Raw genomic sequence first — 21,057 nt, forward strand, 5'->3', positions numbered from 1 at the left:
GCGGCGGTGCTGCGCGCCGGCCTGGCCTGGCACAGGGCGACGGATTGGCGGGGGCGGGTTCCGCCTGCGGGGGTGGCGTAGGCCGGGGGCGCTGCCCCCGGACCCCCGGGATATTTTCCGACAGAAAATGGGCCGGAACGACGGTCAGCCGCGACCGCGGCGGCCGCCGCGGCGACCGCCGGCGGATTGGGTGGCGGCGGCGGAAGCCTCGGCGAAGGTGGCGCCGGCCTCGACCGCTTCGAGCACCTTGGCGAACCGGATCCATTCGCCGCCGTTCGGGTCGTGGTTCATCAGGAAGTTGGCAGCGCGGATCGCCTCCATTTCCTGCTGGCGGACGGGGTTCATGATGGCGCTGGTCATGCCGGCGCCGATGGCCATCGGCAGGAAGGCGCCGTTGATGCCGTGGCGATGCGGCAGGCCGAAGCTGATGTTCGAGGCGCCGCAGGTGGTGTTGACGCCCAGTTCCTCGCGCAGGCGGCGCACGAGGGTGAAGACCTGCTGCCCCGCCGAGGCCATCGCCCCCACCGGCATCACCAGCGGATCGACCACGATGTCATGCGCGGGGATGCCGTGATCGGCCGCGCGCTGGACGATCTTTTTCGCCACCGCGAAGCGCACGTCCGGGTCGGGGGAAATCCCGGTGTCGTCGTTGGAAATGGCCACGACCGGAACGTTGTACTTCTTCACCAGCGGCAGCACGAGTTCCAGCCGCTCCTCCTCGCCGGTCACCGAGTTCAGCAGCGGGCGCCCTTCGCAGGCCATCAGGCCCGCCTCCAGCGCGCCGGGCACCGAGCTGTCGATGCACAAGGGCACGTCCACCGTCTGCTGCACGATGTCGATCAGCGCCTTCATCAGGGGCGGCTCGACGAAGTTGTTGTCGGCATAGCGCGGGTCTTCGGCCATCTTGTTGGTGAAGACCGCGCCCGAGTTCACGTCCAGCACGGTGGCGCCGCAGGCGACCTGTTCCAGCGCATCCTTGATGACGGTGTCGAAGTTGCCCGCCTCCAGTTCCGCGGCCAGTTTCTTGCGCCCGGTCGGGTTGATGCGTTCGCCGATGACGCAGAAGGGTTCGTCGAACCCGATGACCACGGTTTTCGTCTTGGATTCCAGAACAGTGCGGGTCATTCTTCTACCTTTTTCTCAAGCGTTGGCGGGGCGGCCCGAGGCGCCGCCATGATCGGTTACCCACTGGGCGTTGGTCTTGATCCCGCCCAGCGGGAAGAAGTGCACCTGCTCGATCCCGAAATCGGGGTTCGCGGCCTTGTGGGCGGCAAGCTCGGCCAGGAACTCGGTGGGCTCGTAGGGCAACAGCAGCTTGGTCACGTCCATCGCGCGCTTTTGCAGCACCCGCAGGGACGGGCCGACGCCGCAGGCGATGGCGAATTTCAGCAGGGTCTGCAACTTGGCCGGGCCGGCGACGCCGATGTGCACCGGCAGCTTCACCCCTTCGGCAGCCAGGCGTTTCACCCAGTCGATCACCGGGCGGGCTTCGAAGCAGAACTGGGTGGCCATCGCCATCTGCGCATCGGTGCGTTCGGCAAAGGCCGATTTCCAGCGCGCGGCCTCCATCACCATGCGGTCGGAACCGTCGGGGTCGATGTCCTTGTTGCCTTCCGGGTGGCCGGCGACGTGCAGCCGTTCGAACCCGTCGAAGGCGCCCGATTCCAGCAGCTGCATCGAGGAATGGAATTCGCCCGGCGGGTTGCCGGCGTTGCCGGCCAGGATGAGCCCCTGCTTCACCCCGGCCTCGCCCTTGTAGCGGGCGACCCAATCCATCAGCGTGGCGCGATCCTTGATGATGCGCGCGGGGAAATGCGGCATCGGCTCGAAGCCTTCGCACCGCAGGCGGGCGGCGGTGGCGACCATGTCGGCGATCGGCGTGTCGATGTGCGCGATGTAGACGCGGGTTCCGGCTGGCAGGATGGCGCGGAAATCCTCGACCTTTTCGGCGGTGCGCGGCATGACCTCGATGGAATAGCCTTTCAGGAAGGCCTCCATCTCCTCGGCGCTGCCGGTGGCGGCGGGGGCGGTGTCGCGGCGGAAGTTGAACAGTGCCATGGCGTGTCCTTTCAGGCCCAGCCGTCGTTGTCGATCAGGGTTTTCAGGCGTGCGGTGTCGTATTCGGCGTCGATCCGGGCGGCTTCGCGGGCGGCGATCGCCTCGGGTTCGCCTTCGGCCTCGTAGGGCGGCGCCTTGCGCCATTCGGCCAGGTAGGCATCGGAATCGCGGGCGCCGATCTTCATGGCACATCGGTCGATGGCCTGTTCGAACCGTTCGGGCAGCGGCGCCTTGGCGCCCTTGCGGCCCTTGCCGACGATGACCTGCGCGGGGATGTCGCGCCAGCAGACGATGGTGACTTCGGGCATGCGACTCTCCCTTGACCCTGATCCGGTTCTAGCGCCTGTTCGCGACAGCCTGTGCCGGATTTCGACATGGCTTGTGCGATTGGCGACGTGAGGGAGGTTCTAGCGGGCGCGCGGCGGTTCGGCTACGGGGGCGAACATGAATTCTGTGCACATCGACGATGCGGCGGGCACAGGTCAGGCGGACGGGGGTTCGACCCGATCCTGCCAGCGGCCGCGGAAGCCCTGGGCCACCACGAACTTTTCGGAACTGTCCGCGCGCGAGGCCGGCGGCTTGACGTTGGCGACCTTTTCGAAGTTGCGCTTGAGCGTGGCCTGAAGCTCGTTTTCCGCCCCGCCGGCCAGCACCTTGGCGACGAAGGTGCCGCCGGGTTCGAGCACGTCGAAGGCGAATTCGGCCGCTGCCTCGCACAGTGCGATGATGCGCAGGTGATCGACCTGCCGGTTGCCCGAGGCGGCGGCGGCCATGTCCGACATCACGACATCGGCCTTGCCGCCCAGCCAGGTCTTCACCTGCTGTTCGGCGCCTTCGGCGAGGAAATCCAGCACATGCAGTTCGGCCCCGGGGATCGGCGCCACCTCTTGCAGATCGACCCCGATGATGCGGCCTTGCGGCTTGCCCTTGCGTTCGCCCAGGGCGTTGATGCGCGGCACCGCCACCTGGCACCAGCCGCCGGGCGCGCAGCCGAGGTCCACCACCCGCGCCCCCGGTTTCAGAAAGCCGAACTTGTCGTCGAGTTCGAGGATCTTGAAGGCGGCGCGGCCGCGGTAGCCTTCCTTCTTGGCCTTGATGACGTAGGGGTCGTTCAACTGGCGTTCCAGCCACAGCGTGGACGACAGCTTGCGCCCCTTGGCGGTCTTGACCCGCACGCGCAGATCGCGCGCACCGCGGCCGGAGGTCTTTTTCTCGGTCATCTTGGCGGTCCGTCCTGAAGCACGCCGTCGGCGCTCATCTGTGCGTAAAGCAGCCCCTCGCGCAGGCCGCGGTCGGCCACAGAAAGGCGGTCGGTCGGCCATATCCGCATCAGCGTCTGAAGTATAGCCGCCCCCGACATGATGAGCGCGTGCCGGTCGCGGCCGATGCGCGGGTCGGTGCGGCGGCCTTCGGGGCCGAGGTTCAGGTAGTCGCGGATCACGCTGTCGATCTGGGCGCTGGTCATGGTCAGCCCGTCGACCTTGGTGCGGTCATAGCGGCGCAGGCCCAGAAAGCTGGCGGCAACGGTGGTGATGGTGCCCGAAGTGCCGATGATCTGGAACCCGTCGCGCGCCTGCTGGCCCTGATAGGGGGTGAAGTTCGCCAGCTGTTCCTCGAAATACCAGCTCATCAGCGCAAAGCGGGCGGCGTCATCCTCGACGTCGCCGAACTGTTCGCGCAAGGTGGCAACGCCCAGCGGCACCGAGATCCAGTCCACCACCCGGGCTTGCGGCCCTTCGCCCGGCAGGCGGAACCCGGCCGACAGGCGCATCAGCGCCCGCGGGCGCAAGGCGGGGGGCACCGGGCGCAGGTCCACCCAGACCAGTTCGGTCGAGCCGCCGCCGATATCCACCACCAGCAACTGTTCGGTCCCCGGTTCCACCAGCGGCGCGCAGGATACCACGGCCAGCCGGGCCTCCTCCTCGGGGGCAATGATTTCCAGCGTCAGGCCGGTTTCGCGGCGCACGGCACGCATGAACTCGCGGCTGTTGGCCGCGCGGCGGCAGGCTTCGGTCGCCACAAGGCGCATCCGCGCGACGCCGTGGCTTTCCAGCTTTTTCTGGCAGATGCGCAGCGCCTGCACGGTGCGCCCCATCGAGGCGCGGCTGAGCCGGCCCGAGGTTTCCAGCCCGATGCCAAGCTGCACCGTCTTGGAAAAACTGTCCACGACGTGAAACTGACTGCCCCGCGGCCGGGCAATCAGCATGCGACAACTGTTGGTGCCGAGATCCAGCGCCGCATACAGCGGCGCCGGGTCGGCGTTTGCAGGGGTGCCGGACGATTCGACCGGCAAGGCCGCCCCCTCGGGCACGGCCTGCGCTTTCGGGAACGCGTCCGCACCCCGGGGACGCTGGGGCGTCATCTCCGCCCTCCGATATCTGGTTGCTTCCAACCTAGTCTTCCGACGCCCCCCGCGCAAGGGTGCGCGACGGCGGCGGTCCGTTGCGCGACCCGCCCCGATGCGCTATGCGCGCGTCACAACATCCGGGGGAAGCCATGAGCGCGGAAAAGACGGGCCTGACCTATGCCGATGCCGGCGTGGACATCGACGCGGGCAATGCGCTGGTGGATCGCATCAAGCCGGCGGCGAAACGCACCGACCGCCCGGGCGTGATGGGGGGGCTCGGCGGCTTTGGCGGGTTGTTCGACCTGAAGGCGGCGGGCTATGCCGACCCGGTGCTGGTGGCGGCGACCGACGGGGTGGGCACCAAGCTGCGCATCGCCATCGACACCGGGCGCGTGGACACCATCGGCATCGACCTGGTGGCGATGTGCGTCAACGACCTCGTTTGCCAGGGGGCGGAGCCGCTGTTCTTTCTGGACTATTTCGCCACCGGCAAGCTGGAGGTCGCGCAGGCCGCCCGCATCATCGAAGGCATTGCCGCCGGTTGCGAAGCCAGCGGTTGCGCCCTGATCGGTGGCGAAACCGCCGAGATGCCCGGCATGTATCACAAGGGCGATTTCGACCTGGCCGGGTTTGCGGTGGGGGCGATGGAACGCGGGGCCGACCTGCCGCGCGATGTGGCGGCGGGCGACGTGCTGCTGGGGCTTGTCTCCTCGGGCGTGCATTCCAACGGCTACAGTTTCGTGCGCAAGGTGGTGGAACTGTCGGGCCTGGGGTGGGATGCGCCCTGCCCCTGGGGGCCGGGCACGCTGGGGGAGGCGCTGTTGACCCCGACGCGGCTTTACGTGCGCCAGGCGCTGGCCACGATCCGCGCTGGCGGGGTTCATGGGCTGGCGCATATCACCGGGGGCGGCATCACCGAAAACCCGCCGCGCCTGCTGCCCGAAGGGCTGACCTGCGCCATCGACCTTTCGGCCTGGGACTTGCCGCCGGTGTTCCGCTGGCTGGCCGAGACCGCCGGCATGTCGGAACCGGAGCTGCTGAAGACCTTCAACTGCGGCATCGGCATGATGCTGGCGGTGGCGCCCGGCCGGGCCGATGCGCTGGCCGACCTGCTGGCCGGCATGGGCGAAACGGTGGTGCGGCTGGGCACGATCGTGCCCGGCGCGGGCGGGGTGGCCTATTCCGGGCGGCTTTTGTGAAACGTGTCGCCATCCTGATTTCCGGCGGCGGGTCGAACATGGTCCGCCTGGTGGAAAGCATGGTCGGCGATCACCCGGCAAGGGCCGTGCTGGTCGCCTCGAACGACCCTGCGGCGGCGGGGCTGGCGCGGGCGGCGGCGCTGGGGGTGCCGGTGGCGGCGGTGGACCACCGCCCGTTCAAGGGCGACCGCGCCGCGTTCGAGGCGGCGCTGCTGGCGCCGATCCTGGCGGCCGAGCCCGACATCCTGTGCCTTGCGGGGTTCATGCGGGTGCTGACGCCGGGCTTTGTCGCACGGTTTGCCGGGCGGATGCTGAACATCCACCCGTCGCTGTTGCCGAAGTATCCGGGGCTGCACACGCATCGGCGCGCGCTCGACGCCGGCGATGCCGAGGCCGGCTGCACCGTGCACGAGGTGACGGCCGTGCTGGACGATGGCCCGATCCTTGGCCAGGCGCGCGTGCCGGTCGAACCCGGCGACACGGCCGAAACGCTGGCAGCCCGGGTGCTGGCGATGGAACACCGGCTGTATCCGGCGGTGCTGCGCCGCTATGCGCAAGGCGACCGGACACCGGTCTTCCTGCCCTGAGCCTTGCCCACAGGGGACTCGCATATCCTGCACCGCCTGCTATGAGGGAACACCATGCGGGATACCCCCGCGCGACCCCGAGGACCGATGCTTACCATCACCACCACCGAAGCCCTGGCCGAATTCTGCACCCTGGCCAAGGCGCAGCCCTACGTCACCATCGACACCGAATTCCTGCGCGAACGCACCTATTGGGCCAAGCTCTGCCTGATCCAGATGGCGCTGCCCGGCAAGGACGGCCCCGCGGTGCTGGTGGACCCGATCGCCGGGCCCGACATGTCGATGGAGCCGCTGTACGACCTGATGCGCCACGAAGGCACGGTCAAGGTGTTTCACGCCGCCCGGCAGGATCTGGAAATCTTCTTCGTCGAAGGCGGTGTCTTTCCGCGCCCGCTGTTCGATACCCAGGTGGCCGCGATGGTCTGCGGCTATGGCGAACAGGTGGGCTATGAAACCCTGGTCAAGAAAATCTGCAAGGCCGATCTGGACAAGACCAGCCGCTTTACCGACTGGTCGCGCCGCCCGCTGACGCCCGCGCAATCGGAATATGCGCTGGCCGACGTGACGCATCTGCGGCTGATCTACGAAAACATGCTGGCGCAGTTGCGCAAGTCGGGCCGCACCCACTGGCTGGAAGAAGAACTGGCGATCCTGACCGATCCGGCCACCTATACCGTGACCCCGGAAGACGCCTGGACCCGCGTCAAGACCCGCACCACCTCGGGCCGGTTCCTGGCGGTGGTGCGCGAACTGGCGCGCTTCCGCGAGGAATACGCCCAGAGCCGCAACATCCCGAGGTCGCGCATCTTCAAGGACGATGCGCTGCTGGAGCTTGCCTCGACCCGGCCGACCAACCACGAGGAACTGAACCGCGCCCGCCTGCTGTTGCGCGAAGGCCGCAAGGGCGACATCGCCGACGGCATCCTTGCCGCCGTCAGGCGCGGGCTGGACACCCGCCCCGAAGACATGCCGAAGCCCGACCTGAGCCGCGAACAGATGCAGGTCAACCCGGCGCTGGCCGACCTGCTGCGCGTGCTGCTGAAGGCCAAGTCCGAAGAAACCGGCGTTGCGTCCAAGCTGATCGCCACCGCCTCCGATCTGGACGCCATCGCGGCCGGCGACCGCAGCGTGCCGGCCTTGCAAGGCTGGCGGGCCGAGGTGTTCGGCAACGATGCCTTGCGGCTGTGCCGCGGCGAAATCGCGCTGTCGGCGATGGGCCAGCAGGTGACGGTGGTGCGGCTCTAGCCGGGCGGGGCGCCTTCAGGCGCCCTTGCCGTAAAGCTGCGCGGCCCGCGCCTCGAAGGCGCGCACGATGCGCAGCATGGCTTCGTGGAACACCACGCCGATCACCTTTTGCAGGATGGCGTTGCGGAACTCGAAATCCACCAGGAACTCCACCTCGCAGCCGCCTTCGGGGCGGTCGCGGAACTCCCAGGTGGAGCGCATGTGCCGGAACGGCCCGTCGAGGTATTCGGTCTCGATCCGCAAGGCGCCCGGGTCCAGCACCACGCGGCTGCCGAAGCGTTCGCGGAACACCTTGAAGCTGATGACCAGATCGGCCTCCATCACCTCGCGCCCGTCGCCCAGGGGCTTGCGCGACCGGATCCGCGCCGCCGCGTTCCACGGCAGGAATTCGGGGTAGCGCGCCACATCGGCGACCAGATCGTACATCTGGCGCGCGGCATAGGGCAGCGGGCGGGTCTCGTGGTGGCGGGGCATCGGTCTGGTCTGTTGCGGAACCGTTCGGCAAGCCCTATGGGGGAAAGCAGGCCGGGAAATCAAGAGGCGCCCATGTCGCACAAGCCTTATGTCATCGACCAGATGATCAGCGCCAAGTCCATTGCCGCGCGTGTCGAGGAACTCGCGCGCGAGATCACCGCCCATTTCCGCGGCACCGACAAGCTGGTGGTGGTGGGGCTGTTGCGCGGATCGTTCATCTTCATCGCCGATCTGGTGCGCGAGATCGACCTGCCGGTCGAGGTCGATTTCCTCGAGGCGTCCAGCTATGGCGATGCCATGCATTCCAGCCGCGAGGTGCGCATCCTCAAGGACTTGCGCGGCGAAATCGCCGGGCGCGACGTGCTGGTGGTGGAGGATATCGTGGACACGGGCTTTACCCTGCACCACGTCAAGAACCTGCTGCTCAGCCGCGAGCCGCGGCGGCTGGAGGTTTGCGCCCTGCTCGACAAGCCCAGTCGGCGCGAGGTGGACATCAAGGCCACCTGGACGGGGTTCGAAATCCCCGACGAATTCGTCGTGGGCTATGGCATCGACTATGCGCAGCGCAACCGCAACCTGCCCTATATCGGCAAGGTGCGTTTCACCGGGCCTGACGCGTGAACCCCATCTGGTTCCTGCGCATGGCGAAATGGGTGCGCCGCCCGCCGTCGGCGCGCACCGTGGCGATCTGGGCGGTGGTGGCGGCGATCTGCCTTGGGATCGCGGGGTTCGAGCTGCTGTTCGGCTGGCCCGAGGCGCTGACGCTCAACCCCGGCGGCGTCCCGAAGGTGGCGGTACCAAAGCCGTGAGCGTGGCGCCTCGGCGCTGGACAGCACCGGGGCCGGCAAGGCAGGGTTTCGAAAGCAACAGTCGGGGAGGCGATGATGGGGTCCGCGCGTTATGCCCTGATCGGTGCGGTTCTGGTGGCCGGCGCGGTCGGATGGTGGGTCACCCGCCCGGTGCAGATCAACCCTGCGGTTTTCGCGGGCCTGTCGCCCGACCCCGCGCGGGGCGAGGCGGTGTATCACGCGGCGGGCTGCGGATCGTGCCACATGGCGCCCGGCGCGGCCGAGGAGGCGCGGCTGGTCCTGTCCGGCGGGCAGCAGTTCGAAACCCCGTTCGGCGTGTTCGTGGCCCCCAACATCTCGACCGACCCGGTCCACGGCATCGGGGGCTGGACGGTGCCGATGCTGGCCAATGCGGTGATGGCCGGCGTGTCGCCCGAAGGGGCGCATTACTACCCCGCCTTTCCCTGGGACAGCTATCGCGGCATGACCCCGCAGGATCTGGTGGATCTGCACGCCTGGCTGGCCACCCTGCCCGCCTCGGCGGCACCCAGCCTGCCGCACGAACTGCCCTGGCCGCTGCAATTTCGCCGCGGGATCGGCGCCTGGAAGCTGGCCTTCGGGCGCCTGGGCTGGGTCGTGGATGCGCCCGACCTGACCGAGGCCGAACGCCGTGGCCGCTATCTGGCCGAGGTGCTGGGCCATTGCGGCGAATGCCACACGCCGCGCGGCATCACGGGGGCCCCCGACACCGGCCGCTGGCTGGCCGGCGGGCCGGATGCCAGCGGCAAGGGGCGGGTGCCCAACATCACCCCCGCTGCCCTCGACTGGAGCGTCGAGGAGATCGCCGCCTACCTGACCACCGGCTTCACCCCAGACTACGACAGCGCGGGCGGCCACATGGCGCTGGTGGTGGCCAATTTCGCCCGCCTGCCCGACAGCGACCGCGCGGCGGTCGCCGCCTATCTCAAGCGGGTCGCCCCGGTGAAGTGACCCGGCCTTGCCGCATTGCGGCGTGGAATTGACCGCCGCCAGGCTTTCTGCAAAGGATTGACGTCACCGGCACGTGACAGAGGGGCGGGCGGACATGAAGGTCATCATCTGCGGGGCCGGGCAGGTCGGCTGGCAGATCGCGCGCCATCTGGCCGGCGAACGCAACGATGTCACCATCGTCGATTCGAACGCCGATCTGGTGCGACGCGCGGCCGACACGCTGGATGTGCAGGGGATCGCCGGCTTTGCCTCCTACCCTTCGGTGCTCGAGCGCGCGGGCGCGCGCGACGCCGACATGATCATCGCTGCCACCCATTCGGACGAGGTGAACATGGTCACCTGTCAGGTGGCGCATTCGGTCTTCGGCGTGCCGCGCAAGATTGCCCGCCTGCGCGCGCAGGATTACCAGGAAACCCTGCATGCCGACCTCTATCGGCAGGATCACCTGCCGATAGACGTGGTCATCAGCCCCGAACGCGAAGTGGCACTGGCCGCGTTGCAACGCATCGCCGCCCCCGCTGCCTTCGATACCGAGGCGTTCCTCGGCGGGCGGGCGCAACTGCTGGGCCTGGCACTGGAGGAGGATTGCCCGGTTCTGAACACGCCCTTGCGGCAGTTGTCGGACCTGTTTTCCACCCTTCGCGCCATCGTGGCGGGCATTCGCCGCGAAGGCCGGCTGTTTGCCCCCGAACCGGGCGACCAGTTGTTTCCCGGCGACCGGATCTATGTCTTCAGCCATGCCGAGGATGTGAAGCGCACGCTGGAAATCTTCGGCAAGGCCACGAAAAAGCAGGAGCGCGTGGTCGTGGTCGGGGCGGGCAACGTCGGGCTGGCGGTGGCGCAGGCGCTGGAATCGCGCAGCGACCGCGTGCGGGTCAAGCTGATCGAGCGCGACCGCAAGCGCGCCGAACAGGCCGCCGACGCGCTGGAACGCTCGATCGTGCTGAACGGCGACGGCATGGACATGGAGATCCTGCAGGAAGCCGACATCGACCGCGCCGATGCCATCCTGGCCGTCACCGACGACGACAAGACCAACCTGCTGGTGTCGGTGCGCGCCAAGCAGCTGGGCTGCAAGCTGGCCATCGCGCTGGTCAACGACCCCACCCTTGTGCCGCTGATCGCGGCGCTGGACGTGGACGCCTACATCAACCCGCGCGCGACCACCGTCAGCTCGATCCTGAAGCACATCCGCCACGGGCGGGTGCGCGCGATCTACAGCCTTGGCGATGCCGAGGCCGAGGTGATAGAGGCGCAGGTGCTTTCGACCTCGCCCATCGCGGGCAAGATGATACGCGATATCGACTTTCCCGAAGGCGTGCTGGTCGGCATGGTGATGAAGGGCAAGGAGGTGCTGCGCCCGCATTCCGGCCTGCGCATCGACGAAGGCGATGTGGTCACGCTGTTTGCCCTGGCCGGCGACATCCCCGAGGTGGAGCGCCTGTTGCAGGTCTCCATCGACTATTTCTAGGCCATGAAGCGGCTTGCCACCCTGCCCTTGCCGGTGGTGCTGCTGGTGGTGGCGGCGCTGCTGATGTTCCTGCCGGCGGCGCATGGCGTGATCGTGCGCCAGCATGCGGTGGGGCGCGCGTTCTTTTACTCCGGGGTGCTGGTGCTGTCGTTCGCGGTGCTCTTGGGCATCGTGACCCAGGGGTTCCGGCCGCGCAACCCGGCGCGCAGCCACCTGCGGGCGCTGGTGCTGGCCTATCTGATGTTGCCGCCGGTGCTGGCGCTGCCCTTTGCGCAAGCGGTGCCCGACACCTCGTTCTTCAATGCCTGGTTCGAGATGGTGTCGTCGTTCACCACCACGGGCGCCACGCTCTACGACACGCCGGGGCGGCTGCCGCCTTCGGTGCATCTGTGGCGCGGGATCGTGGGCTGGGCCGGGGGGTTCTTCGTGCTGGTGGCGGCGGCGGCGATTCTGGCGCCGCAGAACCTCGGCGGGTTCGAGCTTTATGCCCCCGCGGCGCTGGGGCGGGTGCGGCTGGAGCCGGGCCAGACCGGGCCCGGCGCCGACCCCGCGCAACGGGTGCTGGGGCATGCGTTGGCCTTGCTGCCGGTCTATGCCGGGCTGACGGTGATGGTCTGGGTTGCGCTTTCGGTGGCGGGCGATCCGCCGCTGGTCGCGGTGATGCACGCAATGGCGGCGCTGGCCACCTCGGGCATCAGCCCCCTGCCCGGCCTGCCCGAGGCGCCTTCGGGGCGCATCGGCGAAATGGTGCTGGCGCTGGCGCTGGTCGTGGCGCTGACCCGGCGGCTGCTGCCCGGCGCCCCGTTCGCCGAAGCGCGCGGCCCGCTGTGGCGCGACCCGGAACTGCGGGTTGCCGGCCTGTTCCTGCTGGCGGTGCCCGGCGCGCTGTTCCTGCGCCACTGGATCGGCGCCATCGAAAGCGACCTGCCGTCCAGCCTGGCGGGCGGGCTCAGCGCGTTGTGGGGGGCGCTGTTCACGGTGCTGTCGTTCCTGACGACCACCGGCTTCGAATCGGCCGGCTGGACGGATGCCCGGGTCTGGTCGGGCTTGCCGGCGCCGGGGTTGCTGCTGCTGGGGCTGGTGATGATGGGGGGCGGCGTCGCCACCACGGCGGGCGGGGTCAAGCTTTTGCGGGTCTATGCGCTTTACAGCCTGGGCCGGCATGAAATGGGCCGCCTGTCGGACCCGTCCTCGGTGGCCGGGGGCGGCCCTGCGGCACGGCAGATGCGCGGCGACGGTGCGTTCATCGCTTTTGTGTTCTTCATGCTGTTCGCGCTGTCGCTGGGGGCAGCCAATCTGGCGCTGGCCGGGCTTGGCCTGCCGTTCGAACGCGGGCTCGTGCTTTCGGTTGCGGCGCTGACCACCACCGGCCCGCTGGCCGAGGTGACGCAACTGTCCGAACGCGGCTGGTCGGGCCTGGGCGACGGGGCCAAGGCGGTGCTGGCGGCCTGCATGGTGCTGGGCCGGCTGGAAACGCTCGCACTGCTCGCCTTCCTGTTGCCGGCCGCCTGGCGGCGCTAGGCCCGATTAGATCCGTAACGGACTGTTTTTTGGGCTGGAATCTTGCCGCAAGGCACGACATAGTTGCACCGCGGGGAGGAACCGCGACAAGAAACGCCAAGAAAAACGCGCGCAAAGGCAAAAAAATATGGCTGGCGACAAACAGAACCTGCAGGACGCCTTTCTCAATCACGTCCGCAAGGCCAAGATTCCGGTAACGATCTTTCTCATCAACGGTGTCAAGCTGCAAGGCGTGATAACCTGGTTCGACAATTTCTGCGTGCTGCTGCGCCGCGATGGCCAGTCGCAGCTGGTCTACAAGCATGCGATTTCCACCATCATGCCGGGCCAGCCCATCAGCCTGTACGAAGGCGAGGATTGAGCCGCGAGGCGACCAGCGGCCCCGGCCCCACACGCGCCTGGGTGCTGCACCCGGACCTGAAGTCCGATCAGGGGCGGCGGATGGCCGAACATCGCCTGGCAGAGGCGGTGTCGCTGGCCGGCGCCTTGCCGGGGCTCGAGGTCTGCGGGTCGGACATCGTGCGCCTGTCGCGCGCGCAACCCGGAACGCTGTTCGGATCGGGCAAGGTCAAGGAGCTCGGCGACCGTTTCAAGCAGGCCGGGATCGATCTTGTGCTGGTCGATGGCCCGGTCACGCCGGTGCAGCAGCGCAACCTGGAAAAGGAATGGGGCGTCAAGCTGCTGGACCGCACCGGGCTGATCCTGGAAATCTTTGCCGACCGCGCGCGCACCCGCGAAGGCGTGTTGCAGGTGGAACTGGCGGCGCTCAGCTATCAGCGTACGCGGCTGGTGCGGGCCTGGACCCACCTCGAACGCCAGCGCGGCGGATTCGGGTTCGTGGGCGGCCCCGGCGAAACCCAGATCGAGGCCGACCGCCGCGCCATCGACGATCAGGTGATCCGGCTGAAACGCCAGCTGGACCGCGTGGTGAAAACGCGCGAACTGCACCGCGCCGCCCGCCGCAAGGTGCCGTTTCCGGTGGTCGCGTTGGCGGGGTATACCAACGCGGGCAAGTCCACCCTGTTCAACCGCATGACCGGGGCCGAGGTTCTGGCCAAGGACATGCTGTTTGCCACGCTGGACCCGACGATGCGCGGCGTGGTGCTGCCCAGCGGGCGCAAGGTGATCCTGTCGGATACGGTGGGGTTCATCTCCGACCTGCCCACGCAACTGGTCGCCGCGTTCCGCGCCACGCTGGAGGAGGTGCTGGAGGCCGACCTGATCCTGCATGTGCGCGACATCAGTCACCCCGAAACCGCCGAACAGGCGGCCGACGTGATGGAGATTCTGGGCGCCCTCGGCGTGCGGGCCGAAGTGCCGGTGCTCGAGGTGTGGAACAAGCTCGACCTGGTCGACGCCCCCGCGCGCGAGCCCTTGATGGCCGCGGCCGCCTTGCGCGCCGATGTGCTGCCGGTGTCGGCACTGACCGGCGAAGGGCTGGATCGGCTGCTGGAGGTGGTGTCGGAGCATCTGGGCGAAGAACGGGTGCCGCGCGACCTGGTGCTGCCGTTCGAGCAGGGCCGCAAGCGCGCCTGGCTGCACGAGCAGGGGCTGGTCACCGCCGAGACCGAAACCGAAACCGGCTGGGCGCTGTCGGTGCTGTGGACGGCCCGGCAGGAACGGGCGTTCCGCGCGCTTTAACGGGGCTACTGCCGCCGCGCCGCCAGCCAGCGCGCCCAATCGGCGGGACTGCCGCGAAAGGCGTTGATATCGACCTTGCCGGGAATGCCGGGCACGGCGCCAGTGCCGGTGTATTGCCAGAACGCCCAGTCCTGCCCCGGATAAACGTTCGACGGATGGTCTGCCACCGCCCGCAGCCAGAATTCGGCCCGCAGGCGGCCCAGGTCGGTGTCGCGGTAGAAATCCGGCGTGGTGTAGACGATGGGCCGCTGGCCATAGTGGCGTTCCAGCAGGTTCAGGAACACGGCCGCCTCGCGGCGCACATGCGCCCCCTCCGGCCGGTGCCGGCAGTTGCGCGACCGCGGCCATTCCAGATCCAGCACCGGCGGCAGCGCGCCGGGCTCGCGCGGGACGTTGCGGATGAACCATTCCGCCTGTTCTGCCCCGCTGCGGCAGTGATACCAGAAATGATAGGCCCCGCGCGGCACCCCGGCGCGGCCCGCCGCGACCCAGTGCCAGCGGAATTCCGGGTCGATGTGATCGCCGCCTTCGGTTGCCTTGATGAAGGCGAACGAAACCCCCGCCGCCTGCGCCACCGGCCAGTCGATGCCGGTGTTCCAGCGCGAAATGTCGATGCCATGCACCGGATAGGTGTCCGGGCGGCGCCCGGGCCAGTCCACCGGCTTGTGGTCGGCAAAGGCCGGTGCGGTCAGGGTCACCGGCGCCATCGGGCGCTGTTGCGGCCCCGGGCGCCCGCAGGCGGCCAGAACCGCCAGCACCAGCAGGCCAAGCGTCAGGCGAACGGCGGACACGGGCTTTCTCCACGGCGGTGCATCGCCCCGGTTCTTGCCGCGCCACGCTGCGCCTGTCACCCCTCGGGCCGGAGGGCCGCGTTCACGAAACCGTCAGGCCGAAGCCGCCGCCAGTTCGTCCCAGCAGGCAAAGGCCTTGGCGGCATACATCAGCGCCGGGCCGCCGCCCATCTGCACCGCCATCGCCACCACGTCGGCCATTTCCTCGCGCGTGGCGCCGGCCTTCATCAGCGCTTCGACGTGAAAGCCGATGCAAGGCTCGCAGCACTGCGCCACCGCAATGCCAAGCGCCACGTATTCCTTGTGCTTGAACTCCAGCACGCCGCCTTCCTTCACCGCCTTGGACAAGGCGGCAAAGCCGCGGGCGGTGTCGGGAATGGCCTTGTTGAGCAGGCGCAGGTCTTCGCGTTGCTTGGCGTTCTTGGCGGGCCAGTCCATTGGCAGTCTCCTTCATGGTCTGGCGCCCGGGTGCCACAGGCGGGGGCGCCCGGCCTTGATTCATGTCAAGACATGCGCAAACCGCGATGTTTGCGCCTCAGCCCGGTCGGTCGGCGATCAGGAACAGGTTGTTGGCCGGCATCGCCACCGGGGCGCGCGGGGCAAGCCCGGCCGCAGTCATCCGGCCCTGCACCCAGGCGGCATCCTTGTAGCCGATGGCGGGGTCTTGCGCGCGCAACGCGGCATCGAAGGCAGCATCGCCGTCCGAGGTGGTGCGCCCGTCGCGCAGGAACGGGCCGTAAACGGCCAGCACCCCGCCCGGCGCCAGCGCCGCGGCCGCCTCGGCCACCACCCTCTGCGCCACCTCGGCCGACACGAGGTGCAGCAGGTTCACCGCCAGCACCAGCGCGCAAGGCGCCTCGGCCCGGCCCCATCCGGCGCTGCCCGCATCCAGCACCCGGGCAGGCCGCAGGTTGGCAGCGCCGGACCACGCGGCCCAGGCCGCAATGGACGCAAGGTTGTCCGGGTCGCGGTCGGTCGGCTGCCAGTCAAGCCCCGGCAGCGCCTGCGCGAGGATCGCGGCGTGCTGTCCGGTGCCGCTGGCCAGTTCCAGCGCCCGGCCCCTGGCCGGGGCAGCCGCCACCAGCACATCGCGGATGGCTTCGGCATTGCGCGTTGCCGAAGGCGCCACCCGCCGCCCGTCGGGCAGGACCGCGGCCCCGCTGTCGGGCAGGCGCAGGCTCATGCAAAGCGCGCCGGGCTGACCGCGGCCACCAGCCCCGCATCCACCTGCGGCGCGCGCCCAATAATCAGATCCGCCCCCAGCCGCGCCGCCGCCGGCGCGGTCTGGAACCCGTAGCCGCCTTGTCCCGCCTGCCAGTAGAACCCCGGCGCCACCGGATCGGGCCCGATCACCAGCACCCGATCGGGCGCAAAGGTGCGCAAGCCGGCCCAGTTCGACAGCACCCGGGTTACCGGCTCGGTCACGAACGCCTCGTAGCGCGCCAGCCCTTCGGCCAGAACCATGTCGTCGGCCCAGGCATCGTGCGGGTCCATCGGGTGCTCCTCGGCGGGCGAAACGATCAGCGCCCCGGCATCGGGCTTGGCATACCAGGTTTCGCCGACGCCAAAGATCATCGGCCAACCCGACACATCCTGCCCGCCCGGCGCCGGAAGGCGCGCCATCGACCGGCGATAGGGCTGGAACCGCGGTCCGGCCACGCCTGCCAGCGCCGCCACGACATTCACCCAAGCCCCGGCCGCATTCACCAGAACCGGCGCGCTCAGTCGTTCCTGCGCCACCGTCACCTGCCAGGCATCTGCGGCGCGCGCCATCCCGGTGACGCGCGCGTTCAGCCGCACGGTGCCCCCCGCCGCCCGGATGCGCCGCACGCTGTCCTGCAAAAGGCGGTCGGTGTCGATGTCCCAGGCGTTGCCATGATAGCCGGCCAGGGTCACGGTATCGCGCCGCAGCACCGGCACGCGGGCAAAGGCCTCGTCCAGCGGCAGGCGTTCCATGCCCATCGCGGCAAGGTCGTGCTCGAACACATCGCGCTCGGTGTCGCGGCCCAGGAGCATCAGCCCGCGCGGGCTGAGCAGGCCCGAAGCATGATACCACTCGCCCGATGCGATCGACAGCTCGCGCACGGCGGGTTTGCCATAGGTCGGCTCATACAGCGCCGCCGACCGGCCCGAGCTGTGATAGCCCACCGCCGCTTCGGCCTCCAGCACCAGCACCCGCGCCGCCGCGGCCAGTTCCGCCGCCAGCGTCAGCCCCGCCACGCCGCCGCCGATCACGATCACATCCGCATGCATTCCCACACTCCAACCCTGCCCCTGCAGGTTTCACCTTGATCCAAATATCCCCGCCGGAGGCATCCGCCGCCGGCCAAGGGCGCAGGTCGCTACAATTCCTCGACCGCCAGCACCCCTTGCACCGCCTTCAACGCGCCTTTCACCTGCGGGCCCACCGGCCATTGCCCCGGCAGCACGATGTCGACCTCCTGCCCGGCCGCATCGTCGGCCACGCACAACCGCACCTCGCCTTTCGCCACCCGGCCCGCCGCCGCTCGCGCCCGGTCGAGCAGCGCCGCCACCGCCGCCACCGCCTGCGCTTCGGCCAGATGCACGCGCAAGGCGCTGGCCCCGGCATCCGCCGCCACCCCTTCGACCGCCTGCACGGCGCGCGCCAGCAACTTCAGACTGTCGCCTTCCAGCGTCGCTTCGACCGTCAGCACCACGTTCAGCCCCGGTTCCAGCAAGGCGCGCGCCTGGTCCAGCACGTCGGAAAACACCGTCACCTCGTAAAGCCCGGTCGGGTCGGAACAGGCGACAAAGGCAAAGCGGTTCCCGCGCGAGGATTTGCGCTCCTGCCGCGCGCCGACCGATCCGGCCAGCTTGGCCACCACGGGGCCGCTTTCGGCGCGGCGCGCCACCTCGGTCAGCGTCAGCACGCCCTTGCGCTTCAAGGCGCCCATCCAGTCGTCCAGCGGATGCCCCGACAGATAGAACCCGACCGCCTGGTGTTCCTGCTGCAGGCGTTCCACCGGCAACCAGTCGCCGCGCGGGGCCAGCCGGGGCGGCGGCAGGTCGGCGCCCTGTTCCCCGAACAGCGACACCTGCGCCGAGGCCCGCGCTTCGTGCACCGCCGAGGAATACGCCACCAGCCCGTCCAACCCCTCGAACACCCGGGCCCGGTTGCCCTCCAGCGCGTCGAAGGCCCCTGCCCGCGCCAGCATCTCCAGCGGGCGCTTGCCCACGCGCTTGAGGTCCACCCGCGCGGCGAAATCGGCCAGATCGCGGAAGGGCCTGTCGCCGCGCGCGGCCACGATCAGCCGCATGGCGTCGACGCCCACGTTCTTCAGCGCCCCCAGCGCATAGACGATGCGCCCCTTGTCCACGGTAAAGGTCGCGCCCGAACGGTTCACGCAAGGCGGCACCACGGCAATGCCCATCCGGTCGACCTCGCGCTTGTAGACGTTCAGCTTGTCGGTGAGGTGGATATCGCAGTTCATCACCGCGGCCATGAACTCGACCGGGTGGTTGGCTTTCAGCCAGGCGGTCTGATAGCTGACCACGGCATAGGCGGCGGCGTGCGACTTGTTGAAACCGTAGTTGGCGAATTTCTCCAACAGGTCAAAGACCTCTCCGGCCTTCTTCGCGTCGATCCCGTGGGTTTTCGCCGCCCCTTCGATGAACTTCGGCCGCTCGCGCGCCATTTCCTCGGCAATCTTCTTGCCCATCGCGCGGCGCAAGAGGTCGGCACCGCCCAGCGAATAGCCCGCCATCACCTGCGCAATCTGCATCACCTGTTCCTGATAGACGATGATGCCTTGGGTTTCCTTCAGGATGTCGTCGATGGTCGGGTGAATGGATTCAATGGGTTTCAGGCCGTTCTTCACCTCGCAATAGGTCGGGATGTTCTCCATCGGGCCCGGGCGATACAGCGCCACCAGCGCCACGATATCCTCGATGCAGGTCGGCTTCATCCGGCGCAGCGCATCCATCATGCCGCTGGATTCCACCTGGAACACCGCCACCGTCCGCGCGCTGGCGTAAAGCGCATAGGTTTTCGCATCGTCCAGCGGAATGGCGTTGATCTCGTCCACCGCGCCGGCTGGCGGCGGGTAAATCTGCGTGCCGTCCGGGGCCAGGTGCAGATGCCGCCCCTGCCCGCGGATCAGGTCCACCGCGTTCTGGATCACCGTCAGCGTCTTGAGCCCGAGGAAGTCGAATTTCACCAGCCCCGCCGCCTCGACCCATTTCATGTTGAACTGCGTCGCCGGCATGTCCGACCGCGGGTCGCGGTAAAGCGGCACCAGCTCGTCCAGCGGCCGGTCGCCGATCACCACGCCCGCGGCATGGGTCGAGGCGTTGCGCAGCAAGCCTTCGATCTTTTCGGCATGGGCCAGCAGGCGGCCCACGACTTCCTCCTTCGCGGCCTCGCGCAGGCGCGGCTCGTCGGCCAGCGCCTTGGTGATGGACACCGGCTTGACCCCCTCCAGCGGGATCATCTTCGACAGCTTGTCCACCTGGCCATAGGACATCTGCAGCACCCGCCCCACGTCGCGCACCGCCGCCTTGGACAACAGCGCACCGAAGGTGATGATCTGCGCCACCTTCTCGCGGCCGTATTTCTCCTGCACATAGCGGATCACCTCCTCGCGGCGGTCCATGCAGAAGTCGATGTCGAAGTCTGGCATGCTGACCCGCTCGGGGTTCAGGAAGCGTTCGAACAGCAGCGCATAGCGCAAGGGATCGAGGTCGGTGATGGTCAGCACCCAGGCCACCAGCGACCCCGCCCCCGACCCCCGCCCGGGCCCCACCGGAATCCCGCGGCTCTTGGCCCATTTGATGAAATCGGCCACGATCAGGAAATAGCCCGGGAACCCCATCTTCTCGATGATGCCCAGCTCGAAGCGCAGGCGCTCCTCATAGACCTCGCGCGGGGCCGACAGCGGCGTCACCGCCAGCCGGGCATCGAGGCCCTGCCACGCCTGGCGGCGCAGCTCCTCGACCTCGTCATCGGCAAAGCGCGGCAGGATCGGCTTGCGCTTCCTGGCGGCATAGGCGCAGCGGCGGGCGATTTCCACGGTGTTGGCCACCGCCTCGGGCAGGTCGGCGAACAGCGCGACCATTTCGGCTTCGGACTTGAAACAATGGTGCGGCGTCAGCCGGCGGCGCGGCGCGGTCTGGTCGACATAGGCGCCATCGGCGATGCACAGCAACGCATCATGCGCCTCGAACATGTCGGGCTTGGGGAAATGCACGTCATTGGTCGCCACCAGCGGCAAGCCCCGGGCATAGGCCGCCTCGACGAACCACGGTTCGGTGGCGCGCTCGGCCTCGGTCCAGCGCCCGTCCTCGCCCGGGTGGCGTTGCAGCTCGATGTACAGCCGCCCGGGATAGATCGCGGCCAGCCGGTCCAGCAGCGCCTCGGCCCGCGCGCCTTGCCCGGCGCGCACCAGCCGCCCCAGCGGCCCCTCGGCGGCCCCGGTCAGGCAGATCAACCCCTCGGCATGGGCGGCCAGATCCTCGACCGTCACCTGCGGCACCTCGCTCGACTCGCGCAGGTAAAGGCACGAGTTCAGCTTCATCAGGTTGCCGTATCCCGCCTCCGACTGCGCCAGCAGCACGATGGCCGCCGGGGGCCGCGGCCGTTCGCCGGGCGGCGCCGGATCGTGGCGCAGCGCGATCTGGCACCCGAGAATCGGCTGCACCCCCGCCCCCAGCGCCGTGACCGAAAACTCCAGCGCCGCAAACAGGTTGTTGGTGTCGGTGACCGCAACCGCCGGCATGCCGGCCGCCGCCGCCATCTTGACCAGCGTCTTCAGCGGCACGGCGCCTTCCAGCAGGGAATATTCGGTGTGGGTGCGCAGGTGGATGAATCGGGGCTCGCTCATGCGCCCGACCATAGGGGCGCGCGTGCCGGCAGGAAAGCCGCCATCGCGCAGGCACCGGCGCCGCCGCCGCCCATTTTCGCGGCAGAGGCGAAGATGTTTCAAATC

The 21,057-nt window shown here is 68.8% G+C and carries 21 protein-coding genes; 10 read left to right on the forward strand and 11 right to left on the reverse strand.

Annotation, left to right across the window (positions count from 1 at the left end; translation table 11 throughout):
- Positions 1–144 precede the first annotated feature (144 nt).
- The 5 genes from ACK4S2_RS05055 to ACK4S2_RS05075 all read right to left on the reverse strand — a co-directional run bounded on the left by ACK4S2_RS05055 (position 145) and on the right by ACK4S2_RS05075 (position 4,420).
- Entirely contained in the window at positions 145–1,125 is a 981-nt protein-coding gene (locus tag ACK4S2_RS05055; protein ID WP_409621018.1) for a methyltetrahydrofolate cobalamin methyltransferase, read from the reverse strand.
- Between the two features lie 15 nt (positions 1,126–1,140).
- Positions 1,141–2,058 (reverse strand): methylenetetrahydrofolate reductase, encoded by a 918-nt coding sequence (locus ACK4S2_RS05060; protein ID WP_409621021.1) that lies wholly within the window; start codon positions 2,056–2,058, stop codon positions 1,141–1,143.
- An 11-nt stretch (positions 2,059–2,069) separates the two neighbouring features.
- Positions 2,070–2,366, reverse strand: coding sequence for a virulence factor (locus tag ACK4S2_RS05065; RefSeq protein ID WP_409621024.1), 297 nt, complete (start codon positions 2,364–2,366; stop codon positions 2,070–2,072).
- 174 nt (positions 2,367–2,540) lie between these two features.
- The gene (locus tag ACK4S2_RS05070) at positions 2,541–3,278 is read right to left on the reverse strand and encodes an RlmE family RNA methyltransferase (protein ID WP_409621027.1); all 738 of its coding nucleotides are present in this window, start codon (positions 3,276–3,278) and stop codon (positions 2,541–2,543) included.
- Complete coding sequence (locus tag ACK4S2_RS05075; protein WP_409621029.1) at positions 3,275–4,420, reverse strand: Ppx/GppA phosphatase family protein; 1,146 nt, start codon at positions 4,418–4,420, stop codon at positions 3,275–3,277. The genes ACK4S2_RS05070 and ACK4S2_RS05075 overlap by 4 nt, the downstream gene beginning before the upstream one ends.
- Positions 4,421–4,554: 134 nt before the next feature.
- Here ACK4S2_RS05075 and purM point away from each other — a divergent pair, with 134 nt between their 5' ends.
- From purM to rnd, 3 genes are all read left to right on the forward strand, one after another.
- Positions 4,555–5,604, forward strand: a complete 1,050-nt coding sequence (purM, locus tag ACK4S2_RS05080; RefSeq protein ID WP_409621032.1) for a phosphoribosylformylglycinamidine cyclo-ligase — start codon at positions 4,555–4,557, stop codon at positions 5,602–5,604.
- Positions 5,601–6,191, forward strand: a complete 591-nt coding sequence (gene purN, locus ACK4S2_RS05085; RefSeq protein WP_409621035.1) for a phosphoribosylglycinamide formyltransferase — start codon at positions 5,601–5,603, stop codon at positions 6,189–6,191. Before purM ends, purN begins: the two co-directional genes overlap by 4 nt.
- An 87-nt stretch (positions 6,192–6,278) precedes the next feature.
- Positions 6,279–7,436 (forward strand): ribonuclease D, encoded by a 1,158-nt coding sequence (rnd, locus tag ACK4S2_RS05090; RefSeq protein ID WP_409621038.1) that lies wholly within the window; start codon positions 6,279–6,281, stop codon positions 7,434–7,436.
- A 15-nt stretch (positions 7,437–7,451) separates the two neighbouring features.
- On the opposite strand, the gene ACK4S2_RS05095 is transcribed toward rnd, so the two are convergent.
- The gene (locus tag ACK4S2_RS05095; protein WP_409621041.1) at positions 7,452–7,910 is read right to left on the reverse strand and encodes a type II toxin-antitoxin system RatA family toxin; all 459 of its coding nucleotides are present in this window, start codon (positions 7,908–7,910) and stop codon (positions 7,452–7,454) included.
- A gap of 72 nt (positions 7,911–7,982) precedes the next feature.
- Here ACK4S2_RS05095 and hpt point away from each other — a divergent pair, with 72 nt between their 5' ends.
- From hpt to hflX, 7 genes are all read left to right on the forward strand, one after another.
- Positions 7,983–8,531 carry a hypoxanthine phosphoribosyltransferase gene (gene hpt, locus ACK4S2_RS05100; protein WP_409621044.1) on the forward strand — a complete coding sequence of 183 codons (549 nt, stop codon included), beginning with the start codon at positions 7,983–7,985 and terminating at the stop codon, positions 8,529–8,531.
- Complete coding sequence (locus ACK4S2_RS05105; RefSeq protein WP_409621047.1) at positions 8,528–8,719, forward strand: hypothetical protein; 192 nt, start codon at positions 8,528–8,530, stop codon at positions 8,717–8,719. Before hpt ends, ACK4S2_RS05105 begins: the two co-directional genes overlap by 4 nt.
- Before the next feature lie 72 nt (positions 8,720–8,791).
- A complete protein-coding gene (locus ACK4S2_RS05110) occupies positions 8,792–9,688 on the forward strand; it encodes a c-type cytochrome (RefSeq protein WP_409621050.1) in 897 nt (298 codons plus the stop codon).
- Between the two features lie 94 nt (positions 9,689–9,782).
- Complete coding sequence (gene trkA / locus ACK4S2_RS05115) at positions 9,783–11,159, forward strand: Trk system potassium transporter TrkA (RefSeq protein ID WP_409621053.1); 1,377 nt, start codon at positions 9,783–9,785, stop codon at positions 11,157–11,159.
- Between the two features lie 3 nt (positions 11,160–11,162).
- Complete coding sequence (locus ACK4S2_RS05120) at positions 11,163–12,680, forward strand: potassium transporter TrkG (RefSeq protein ID WP_409621056.1); 1,518 nt, start codon at positions 11,163–11,165, stop codon at positions 12,678–12,680.
- Positions 12,681–12,807: 127 nt separating this feature from the next.
- Entirely contained in the window at positions 12,808–13,041 is a 234-nt protein-coding gene (gene hfq, locus ACK4S2_RS05125) for an RNA chaperone Hfq (RefSeq protein ID WP_409621059.1), read from the forward strand.
- Complete coding sequence (gene hflX / locus ACK4S2_RS05130; protein ID WP_409621062.1) at positions 13,038–14,321, forward strand: GTPase HflX; 1,284 nt, start codon at positions 13,038–13,040, stop codon at positions 14,319–14,321. The genes hfq and hflX overlap by 4 nt, the downstream gene beginning before the upstream one ends.
- 5 nt (positions 14,322–14,326) lie before the next feature.
- Here hflX and ACK4S2_RS05135 read toward each other — a convergent pair whose 3' ends face one another.
- From ACK4S2_RS05135 to dnaE, 5 genes are all read right to left on the reverse strand, one after another.
- Positions 14,327–15,112 carry a GH25 family lysozyme gene (locus ACK4S2_RS05135; protein ID WP_409621065.1) on the reverse strand — a complete coding sequence of 262 codons (786 nt, stop codon included), beginning with the start codon at positions 15,110–15,112 and terminating at the stop codon, positions 14,327–14,329.
- 93 nt (positions 15,113–15,205) lie between these two features.
- Complete coding sequence (locus tag ACK4S2_RS05140) at positions 15,206–15,550, reverse strand: carboxymuconolactone decarboxylase family protein (protein WP_409621068.1); 345 nt, start codon at positions 15,548–15,550, stop codon at positions 15,206–15,208.
- A 97-nt stretch (positions 15,551–15,647) separates the two neighbouring features.
- Positions 15,648–16,295, reverse strand: coding sequence for a DUF938 domain-containing protein (locus ACK4S2_RS05145; protein WP_409621071.1), 648 nt, complete (start codon positions 16,293–16,295; stop codon positions 15,648–15,650).
- Positions 16,292–17,365, reverse strand: coding sequence for an NAD(P)/FAD-dependent oxidoreductase (locus tag ACK4S2_RS05150; protein WP_409621074.1), 1,074 nt, complete (start codon positions 17,363–17,365; stop codon positions 16,292–16,294). The genes ACK4S2_RS05145 and ACK4S2_RS05150 overlap by 4 nt, the downstream gene beginning before the upstream one ends.
- A gap of 89 nt (positions 17,366–17,454) precedes the next feature.
- On the reverse strand, positions 17,455–20,952 hold the full coding sequence (gene dnaE, locus ACK4S2_RS05155) for a DNA polymerase III subunit alpha (RefSeq protein ID WP_409621077.1): 3,498 nt from the start codon (positions 20,950–20,952) through the stop codon (positions 17,455–17,457).
- Between the last annotated feature and the right edge of the window lie 105 nt (positions 20,953–21,057).

Origin of the sequence: Gemmobacter sp. (assembly GCF_046292685.1) — a bacterium.
In the GTDB taxonomy this organism is placed as follows: Bacteria; Pseudomonadota; Alphaproteobacteria; order Rhodobacterales; family Rhodobacteraceae; genus Wagnerdoeblera.

What these genes read in the sequence shown, in the direction of transcription:
- ACK4S2_RS05055 (WP_409621018.1), bottom strand. Translation starts at nt 1,125, where the DNA reads ATGACCCGCACTGTTCTGGAATCCAAGACGAAAACCGTGGTCATCGGG.
- ACK4S2_RS05060 (WP_409621021.1), bottom strand. Translation starts at nt 2,058, where the DNA reads ATGGCACTGTTCAACTTCCGCCGCGACACCGCCCCCGCCGCCACCGGC.
- ACK4S2_RS05065 (WP_409621024.1), bottom strand. Translation starts at nt 2,366, where the DNA reads ATGCCCGAAGTCACCATCGTCTGCTGGCGCGACATCCCCGCGCAGGTC.
- ACK4S2_RS05070 (WP_409621027.1), bottom strand. Translation starts at nt 3,278, where the DNA reads ATGACCGAGAAAAAGACCTCCGGCCGCGGTGCGCGCGATCTGCGCGTG.
- ACK4S2_RS05075 (WP_409621029.1), bottom strand. Translation starts at nt 4,420, where the DNA reads ATGACGCCCCAGCGTCCCCGGGGTGCGGACGCGTTCCCGAAAGCGCAG.
- purM (WP_409621032.1), top strand. Translation starts at nt 4,555, where the DNA reads ATGAGCGCGGAAAAGACGGGCCTGACCTATGCCGATGCCGGCGTGGAC.
- rnd (WP_409621038.1), top strand. Translation starts at nt 6,279, where the DNA reads ATGCTTACCATCACCACCACCGAAGCCCTGGCCGAATTCTGCACCCTG.
- ACK4S2_RS05095 (WP_409621041.1), bottom strand. Translation starts at nt 7,910, where the DNA reads ATGCCCCGCCACCACGAGACCCGCCCGCTGCCCTATGCCGCGCGCCAG.
- hpt (WP_409621044.1), top strand. Translation starts at nt 7,983, where the DNA reads ATGTCGCACAAGCCTTATGTCATCGACCAGATGATCAGCGCCAAGTCC.
- ACK4S2_RS05110 (WP_409621050.1), top strand. Translation starts at nt 8,792, where the DNA reads ATGATGGGGTCCGCGCGTTATGCCCTGATCGGTGCGGTTCTGGTGGCC.
- trkA (WP_409621053.1), top strand. Translation starts at nt 9,783, where the DNA reads ATGAAGGTCATCATCTGCGGGGCCGGGCAGGTCGGCTGGCAGATCGCG.
- ACK4S2_RS05120 (WP_409621056.1), top strand. Translation starts at nt 11,163, where the DNA reads ATGAAGCGGCTTGCCACCCTGCCCTTGCCGGTGGTGCTGCTGGTGGTG.
- hfq (WP_409621059.1), top strand. Translation starts at nt 12,808, where the DNA reads ATGGCTGGCGACAAACAGAACCTGCAGGACGCCTTTCTCAATCACGTC.
- ACK4S2_RS05140 (WP_409621068.1), bottom strand. Translation starts at nt 15,550, where the DNA reads ATGGACTGGCCCGCCAAGAACGCCAAGCAACGCGAAGACCTGCGCCTG.
- ACK4S2_RS05145 (WP_409621071.1), bottom strand. Translation starts at nt 16,295, where the DNA reads ATGAGCCTGCGCCTGCCCGACAGCGGGGCCGCGGTCCTGCCCGACGGG.
- ACK4S2_RS05150 (WP_409621074.1), bottom strand. Translation starts at nt 17,365, where the DNA reads ATGCATGCGGATGTGATCGTGATCGGCGGCGGCGTGGCGGGGCTGACG.
- dnaE (WP_409621077.1), bottom strand. Translation starts at nt 20,952, where the DNA reads ATGAGCGAGCCCCGATTCATCCACCTGCGCACCCACACCGAATATTCC.